Source organism: Streptomyces sp. UNOC14_S4, assembly GCF_020740835.1.
GTDB lineage: Bacteria > Actinomycetota > Actinomycetes > Streptomycetales > Streptomycetaceae > Streptomyces.
In genome coordinates, this window is sequence record NZ_JAINFC010000449.1 from 1 (window position 1) to 6,243 (window position 6,243).

The following is a 6,243-nucleotide window of genomic DNA, read 5'->3' on the forward strand; positions in this document are numbered from 1 at the left end:
GCCACGCACGAGAAGTGATCATGTCCCTAGGAGTAGCGATCAAATCACCCCGTACTGCACTATTCGTCCGTATGTGGGCGAGCTTGCGACCCGAACGGACGGTCGTGACGCACCCGGTGTCCGACAATCAGTCCATGGACGTTCCCCGACTGCTCGAAGCCGCTTCCCTGCTGGTGCCCGAGGCCACCGCCACCGAGGACGACCTCACCGTGCACGACGTCTGGGACCACCTCGTGCGGGACGAGTGGGAGACCGCCCTCAACGTACTGGAAGAGCTCCGGGGCCGCCCCGAGCCGCCGACGACGTTCTGGGAGGCGCTCGCCGACGCCGCCGAGCGGCTGCGGATGCCACGCAGTGCCGCCTGGTGCCACTGGCGTCGGCTGGAGCTCCGCGACGGTGTGATACGAGCCGACCTCACCCTCCGGTCGGCGGCGGAATCCCGGCGCAAGACACCGATTTTCAGCGGCACTCACGCGTTCCGGCCGATGTGGAACATCGGACACCGCTCCCCGGCCGGCGGGATGGCGGTCAATATCGCGTCGCTGTGGTTCGAGGAACGGCTGTTCCTCGAACCCGGCGGACGCGCCCGGGTGCGCCTCCATCCCCTCGATCCGGCGCAGTGGACGCACGTGGTGCCCGGCCAGCGCATCGACATGCACGAGGGCATGCCCGTGAGCGGCACCGCGGTCGTCCTGGAGGTACGGCGCCCGGACTCCGGACCGTCCTGCTCAGGACTCTCGTGACTCCTCGCCGCGGCTGATCCGGTAGACCACGTTCCGGCGCAGCGGCCCCTCGGGAACGGTGGGGTCGTCGAAGTCCTCGGCGGGGTCGCGGGTCATGCCGAGCCGCCGCATCACCGCCTGGGAACGGAGGTTGCCGACCGTCGTCACGGCGAGGATCCCGGGGAGTCCGAGGGTGCCGAAGCCGAAGGCGAGGGCGGCCCGGCCCGCTTCGGTGGCGTAACCGTGGCCCCAGAACGGGCGGGCGAGCCGCCAGCCGACCTCCACGCCGGTGAACGGCATGTCGTCCTCGACCTCGTCCAGGCCCGCGAAGCCGATGAACTCGCCGGTGGCCCGCACCTCGACGGCCCACCACCCGTAGCCGCGCTCGTCGAAGTCATCCTGGAAGCGTGCCACCGAGGCGTCGCTCTGCTCGCGCGTGAGCGGCGCGCCCAGGTGTTCGCGGACCGCGGGGTCGGCGTTCATGGCCGCCCACGGTTCGAGGTCGGATTCGCGCCATCGGCGGAGCAGCAGGCGGTCGGTGCGCAGTTCGGGCATGGGGCAAGACAACGCGAGACGGGAGCGGCGGGGCAACACCTTTTCGTGCCCCGTGCCTCGTGTCTCGTGTCTCGTGTCCCGTGTCCCGTGTCGGCTGAACCTGTGTTGACGGCTGGGCCCGGGCACAGGGCGGGCCGACTGATGCCATGGTCACCTTTACAGGTGATAGGGCGCATGCCTGCGGGCCCGGTGGGGAGGGTGAGCGTGCCGGGAGATCGGCGAGATCGACCGTCTTCACCACGGATTCACCACGGGGGAGCTCCACATGCGTCGTGCCTTCATCGTCCCCGCCGCGCTCGCGGCCTTCGTCGCCGCCGCCCTGACACCGCCGGTGGCCCAGGCCTCGCCCGCCGCCCGGGCCGTGCCGCCGGGGCAGGTGTACTTCTGGCCCGAGCAGGGTCAGATGGGCCCGGGCGGCGCCTGGGCGTACACCCCGCCGGGCTACCGTGAGGCCGATGCCCGGGTGAAACGGCACGCTTTTTCCTTCGATTCGCACGCCCGCGTCAGCGTCTACTCGATCAGCCACCGGTCGGGCGGCTGCCTCTACCGCGAGATCCGGCCGGACGACTACGACAACAACTGGACCGCCTGGGCGACGAAGTTCGACGGCGTGAGCGACACCACCATGGGGTGCGAGCGGGGCTGATCCCTCCATGCGTCCCTCCATGCGACCTCGCGCACGGGCCGTTGTCGGAGCGCTGTCCGGTGCCTTGTCAGCCCTGTCCCTGATCGGCCTCCTCCTGGCCGGTCTGACCGGCTGCGCGCCCTCGTCACCCCGGCCCGACCCGGACGAAATCATCAAGGCGGCCACCCATCTGCTCACCGATGCCTGCCTGGCCCGTCAGGGCCTCGTACCGCCCCGCCCGGGGCAGAGCCCGCAGCCCGCCGACCGGCAGCAGCGGGTCACCGACGCGCTGTTCGGCACCGGCCCGGCGGAGCTGTCCGCCACCCTGCCGACCGGCTATGTCGTCCGTGCCCACACCACCGGCTGCCTGGCCGAGGCCCAGCAGCGGCTCTACGGCGACCAGCGGCGCTGGTTCCGCGCCTCGGTGGTCGTCAACAACCTCGGGCCCGAGGCCGACCACGTCCACAGCAGCCTTTCCGAGGTCCGCGCCCGGCACCGGGCCGAGATCGACGACTGGGAGCGGCTGCGCGCCCACGCCCTCGCCGAAGCCACGACCGTGCTCGACAACCCACCATCCAAGGGAGCATCACGACCATGAAGCGACGTCTCGCCGCCCTCCTCTCGGCCGCCCTGATCTCCGCCGGTGCCGTCCTGGCCACGTCCTCCGCCGCCGACGCGGTGCCCTGCGGCAGCGGCAATTTCTGCGTCTGGACGGACGCCAACTTCACGGGCCTGAAGATCGAGCACTCCGGCGACGACCACTGGTGGGAGGGCGACATGTTCGGACACGACTCCTCGTGGGCGAACCACGGCGTCTCGGGACCGGGTGTCAAGGACCATGTGAAGGTGTACTCGGGCCGCAAGCTGCTCGGCCATGTCACCATCTGTCTGGCCCCCGGCCAGGAGGTCGGCTACAACGCTGCCGCCAACGACCAGGGCGGCTCCCACACCTGGACCATGGGCTGCTGACGCACCCTCGAAGCCCGGGATACGGGACCCGTATCCCGGGCGTTGTCGGCCGGTACACCGGACCGATACACCGGCAACATCCCGAAATGATCAATTCCTCTTCCGACGCACTACATCCGTTCGTATGCTCCACAGAACTGATCTTGCCTACGAGCGAGCGGAAGTGATCTTTGTGCGCCGAAGTCCGGCTGTTCCGAGTGCGGTTGCCGCCTGTCTGCTGTTCGCCGTCCCGGCTTCGGCCGCGGCCCCCACGCCGGGGGCCGCGGGCCTCGGGGACACCTACTACCCCGAGTCGGGCAACGGCGGTTACGACGTCTCGCATTACGACCTGCGGCTGAAATACCAGCCGAAGACCGACCGGCTGGACGGCACGGCCACCATCCTCGCCACCACCACGCAGCGCCTGAGCCGGTTCGATCTCGACTTCCTCCTCGACGTCCACGAGGTCCTGGTGAACGGGAAGAAGGCGGCCTTCACCCGGTCCGGGGCCCATGAGCTGGTGGTGACGCCGTCCTCGGCGGTGGAGAAGGGCCGCCCGCTGACCGTGGTGGTCCGCTACAGCGGCACGCCCTCGGACAAGAAACCCGAAGGCTTCTCCTCCTGGCACCGCACCGCGGACGGGGCCGTGGTCGCCAACGAGCCGACGTCGGCGCCCTGGTGGTACCCGAGCAACGACCACCCGCGCGACAAGGCCACGTACGACATATCCGTCGCGGTGCCGGACGGCCTCCAGGCGATCAGCAACGGCGTCCTCACCTCGCAGACCTCGAAACTGGGCTGGACGCGCTACACCTGGCGCACCACGAAACCCATGGCCAGTTATCTGACCACGCTGGCCGTCGGCAAGTTCGAGATCACCCAGGGGACGACCGCGAACGGCCTGCCCGTCGTCAACGCCTACGGCAAGGACCTGGGCGACACCCTCGCCCCGGCCAAGGCCAGCCTCGAGCGCACGGGCGAGGTCGTCGACTGGGAGAGCTCCCTCTTCGGCCCGTACCCCTTCGAGGCGGCGGGCGGATACATCCCGAACACACCTGGTTTCGCCGCCCTGGAGACCCAGACCCGGGCGTTCTACCTGCCCGGCCTGTTCGAGGACGGCGCGAACATGGACGTGGTCGTGCACGAGCTGGCGCACCAGTGGTTCGGTGACAGCGTCTCGGTGAAGAACTGGCGTGACATCTGGCTCAGCGAGGGCTTCGCGACGTACGCGCAGTGGCTCTGGTCGGAGAAGGAGGGCGAGGGCACCACCCGGGAGCTCGCCGCCTACGCGTACGCCGCCAAGCCGGCCGACGACCCGTTCTGGAAGGTGAGCCCCGCGAACCCGGGCAAGGAGAATCTGTTCCACAACGCCGTCTACCGGCGCGGCGCCATGGCCCTCCAGGCCCTGCGCGAGCGGGTCGGCGACAAGGCGTTCTTCTCCATCCTCAAGCAGTGGCAGCAGCAGCTGCGCTACGGCAACGCCTCGGTCGAGGACTTCGTCCGGCTCTCGGAGAAGGTGTCCGGCACGTCGCTGAAGACGCTCTTCGACACCTGGCTGTTCACCCCCGCGAAGCCCGCGACGGGGCCCGTGCCGGTGCCGGCCCCGAAGGCGGGCAGCGGCCTGGCCTCGAAGCCTGCCGAGCCGAAGTCCTGGAAGAGGATCGAGGCGGTGGAGCGGGCCCACCGGAACTGAGCCCGCTCCCGGCCGGGCGCGCCCCGTCTCACCGGTCCTTCGGAGCCGCCTGCTGGACGACCTCGAAGGACCACAGGGTGGAGCCGGTGGCTGCGGGCTTCTGCTGGGGGGCACCCTCGCCACCGCCCTGGTGGGCGGCGCGCATCGTGCCGGACATCCAGGCCTGGAAGTCCTCCTCGCTGCGCCAGCGCGTGTAGACGAGGTACTGGTCGGTGCCCTCCAGCGGGCGCAGCAGCTCGAACCATTCGAAACCGTCCGAGTTCTCCACCATGCCCGCGCGCGAGGAGAACCGCTGCTCCAGCGTCTCGCGCTGCTCGGCCGGGACGGTCAGGGCGTTGATCTTCACAATGCTCATGGGCCCATCCTGCCGCACGTGCCTCGGCATCGGCCGGGCGCCCCCGGCGCGTCGCCGGTCCCTGCCCGGACGCGCCCCCCCTGCCCGGATACGGCCCCTGCCCGGACACGGTCCTTACCTGGACGCGAAGTGACGGGCGCTCGGCACCAGGGCCGCCGCCGCGGGGACGGCGAAGCAGACCAGGGCGCAGAAGGCGAGGACGGGCGCCGTGCCGAAGGCGTCGATCGCCGGGGCGATGAGGGCGAGGCCCGCGGGGGCCAGCCCGTAGGAGAGCAGGAAGTCCAGCGAGGAGACGCGGGCGAGCTTGTCCGGGGCGACCTCGCGCTGGGTGGCCGTGAACCACGGGACGTTGAAGAGTTCGATGCCGGCCCCGGCGACGGCGTAGGCGGCCACCACCACGGCGGGGTGCACCGGCAGCATGAGGCTGACGGGGGCGAAGCCGTACACGGCCAGCCCGGCGAGGGCCGCCCAGCCCGCGTTGTGGGGCCGCAGGCGGGCGACCGCCAGGGCACCGCCGAGCGCGCCCACGGTGTAGGCGGTGGTGGCCGCGGCGAGCACCCACTCCGTGCCGTAGCGGTCCCGGCTGATCATGGGCAGGGCGACTCCCGTGGCGGAGTATCCCGTGGCGATGACGGCCGTCAGCGCGGTGAGACCGGCGAGGAACCAGGGGTGCCTGCGTGCTTCGCGTATCCCTTCGAGGAACTCCGCGCGGAACGAGGGGCGTCGGGTCGGCTCCCCCTCCGGGGCTCCGCCGTCCGCCGCGTCCGGTTCCGCCGCCGGGGCCTTCTCCCTCCCCCGGCCGGGCACGAGGGCGGCGGCCAGCCAGAGCAGGCCGATGCCGAGCAGCAGCGCACGGGTGCCGAGGACGGTGGCGAGCAGCGCGGTCAACGCGGGGCCGGAGAGGGCGGAGACGCGGACCGCCAGGGTGATGGCGGCGTTGGCCTGCTGTCGGCGCGCGGGGGCGACGACCTCGGCGGTGAGCGCCTGGAACGCGGGGCGGCACGCGCCCTGCCCCGCGCCGGCGAGGGCGGCGGCGGCCGCCATCAGAGGGAGCGAGCGGTCCAGCCCGACGGCGAGCAGCGGGGCGGCGGCCGCGGCGGCCAGCCCGGACCACAGGACGACGGCCCGGCGTGCGTGCCTGTCGGCGAGGACGCCGCCCACGGCGACGGCCGCGAGGAAACCGGCCGTGCGGGCGGCCAGGAGCAGGCCGAGGCCCGCGGGGCCGATCTCCCGGGACAGGACCGCCAGTCCGAGGACGAAGGGCAGGGCCCAGGTCGCGAGTCCGGAGGCGGTGGTCCCCGACCACAGGCGCAGGAACGCGGTGTCGAGCAGGACGGAACGGGCG

General features: G+C 71.5%; 8 protein-coding genes. 5 read left to right on the forward strand and 3 right to left on the reverse strand.

Features of this window, described 5'->3' with window-relative positions:
• Positions 1-134: 134 nt before the first annotated feature.
• Positions 135-743 (forward strand): hypothetical protein, encoded by a 609-nt coding sequence (locus K6I34_RS29180; protein WP_229330417.1) that lies wholly within the window; start codon positions 135-137, stop codon positions 741-743.
• Here the strand turns inward: K6I34_RS29180 and K6I34_RS29185 are convergent.
• On the reverse strand, positions 729-1,277 hold the full coding sequence (locus tag K6I34_RS29185; protein WP_229330419.1) for a GNAT family N-acetyltransferase: 549 nt from the start codon (positions 1,275-1,277) through the stop codon (positions 729-731). The genes K6I34_RS29180 and K6I34_RS29185 overlap by 15 nt on opposite strands.
• A 265-nt stretch (positions 1,278-1,542) precedes the next feature.
• Here K6I34_RS29185 and K6I34_RS29190 point away from each other — a divergent pair, with 265 nt between their 5' ends.
• The 4 genes from K6I34_RS29190 (at position 1,543) to K6I34_RS29205 (ending at position 4,543) form a co-directional block, all read left to right on the forward strand.
• A complete protein-coding gene (locus tag K6I34_RS29190) occupies positions 1,543-1,923 on the forward strand; it encodes a hypothetical protein (protein ID WP_229330421.1) in 381 nt (126 codons plus the stop codon).
• A gap of 19 nt (positions 1,924-1,942) precedes the next feature.
• Positions 1,943-2,500 carry a hypothetical protein gene (locus K6I34_RS29195; protein ID WP_229330423.1) on the forward strand — a complete coding sequence of 186 codons (558 nt, stop codon included), beginning with the start codon at positions 1,943-1,945 and terminating at the stop codon, positions 2,498-2,500.
• Positions 2,497-2,871 (forward strand): peptidase inhibitor family I36 protein, encoded by a 375-nt coding sequence (locus tag K6I34_RS29200; protein ID WP_229330425.1) that lies wholly within the window; start codon positions 2,497-2,499, stop codon positions 2,869-2,871. The genes K6I34_RS29195 and K6I34_RS29200 overlap by 4 nt, the downstream gene beginning before the upstream one ends.
• 124 nt (positions 2,872-2,995) lie before the next feature.
• Positions 2,996-4,543 carry a M1 family metallopeptidase gene (locus K6I34_RS29205; protein WP_229330427.1) on the forward strand — a complete coding sequence of 516 codons (1,548 nt, stop codon included), beginning with the start codon at positions 2,996-2,998 and terminating at the stop codon, positions 4,541-4,543.
• 28 nt (positions 4,544-4,571) lie between these two features.
• Here K6I34_RS29205 and K6I34_RS29210 read toward each other — a convergent pair whose 3' ends face one another.
• Together K6I34_RS29210 and K6I34_RS29215 are read right to left on the reverse strand one after the other, a co-directional pair.
• The gene (locus K6I34_RS29210; protein ID WP_229330428.1) at positions 4,572-4,898 is read right to left on the reverse strand and encodes an antibiotic biosynthesis monooxygenase; all 327 of its coding nucleotides are present in this window, start codon (positions 4,896-4,898) and stop codon (positions 4,572-4,574) included.
• A gap of 114 nt (positions 4,899-5,012) precedes the next feature.
• Positions 5,013-6,230 (reverse strand): MFS transporter, encoded by a 1,218-nt coding sequence (locus K6I34_RS29215; RefSeq protein ID WP_229330430.1) that lies wholly within the window; start codon positions 6,228-6,230, stop codon positions 5,013-5,015.
• Between the last annotated feature and the right edge of the window lie 13 nt (positions 6,231-6,243).

Excerpts from the sequence above, each read along its gene's own strand:
- K6I34_RS29200 (WP_229330425.1), top strand. The coding sequence starts at position 2,497 with ATGAAGCGACGTCTCGCCGCCCTCCTCTCGGCCGCCCTGATCTCCGCC.
- K6I34_RS29190 (WP_229330421.1), top strand. The coding sequence starts at position 1,543 with ATGCGTCGTGCCTTCATCGTCCCCGCCGCGCTCGCGGCCTTCGTCGCC.
- K6I34_RS29210 (WP_229330428.1), bottom strand. The coding sequence starts at position 4,898 with ATGAGCATTGTGAAGATCAACGCCCTGACCGTCCCGGCCGAGCAGCGC.
- K6I34_RS29180 (WP_229330417.1), top strand. The coding sequence starts at position 135 with ATGGACGTTCCCCGACTGCTCGAAGCCGCTTCCCTGCTGGTGCCCGAG.
- K6I34_RS29195 (WP_229330423.1), top strand. The coding sequence starts at position 1,943 with ATGCGACCTCGCGCACGGGCCGTTGTCGGAGCGCTGTCCGGTGCCTTG.
- K6I34_RS29205 (WP_229330427.1), top strand. The coding sequence starts at position 2,996 with ATGCTCCACAGAACTGATCTTGCCTACGAGCGAGCGGAAGTGATCTTT.
- K6I34_RS29185 (WP_229330419.1), bottom strand. The coding sequence starts at position 1,277 with ATGCCCGAACTGCGCACCGACCGCCTGCTGCTCCGCCGATGGCGCGAA.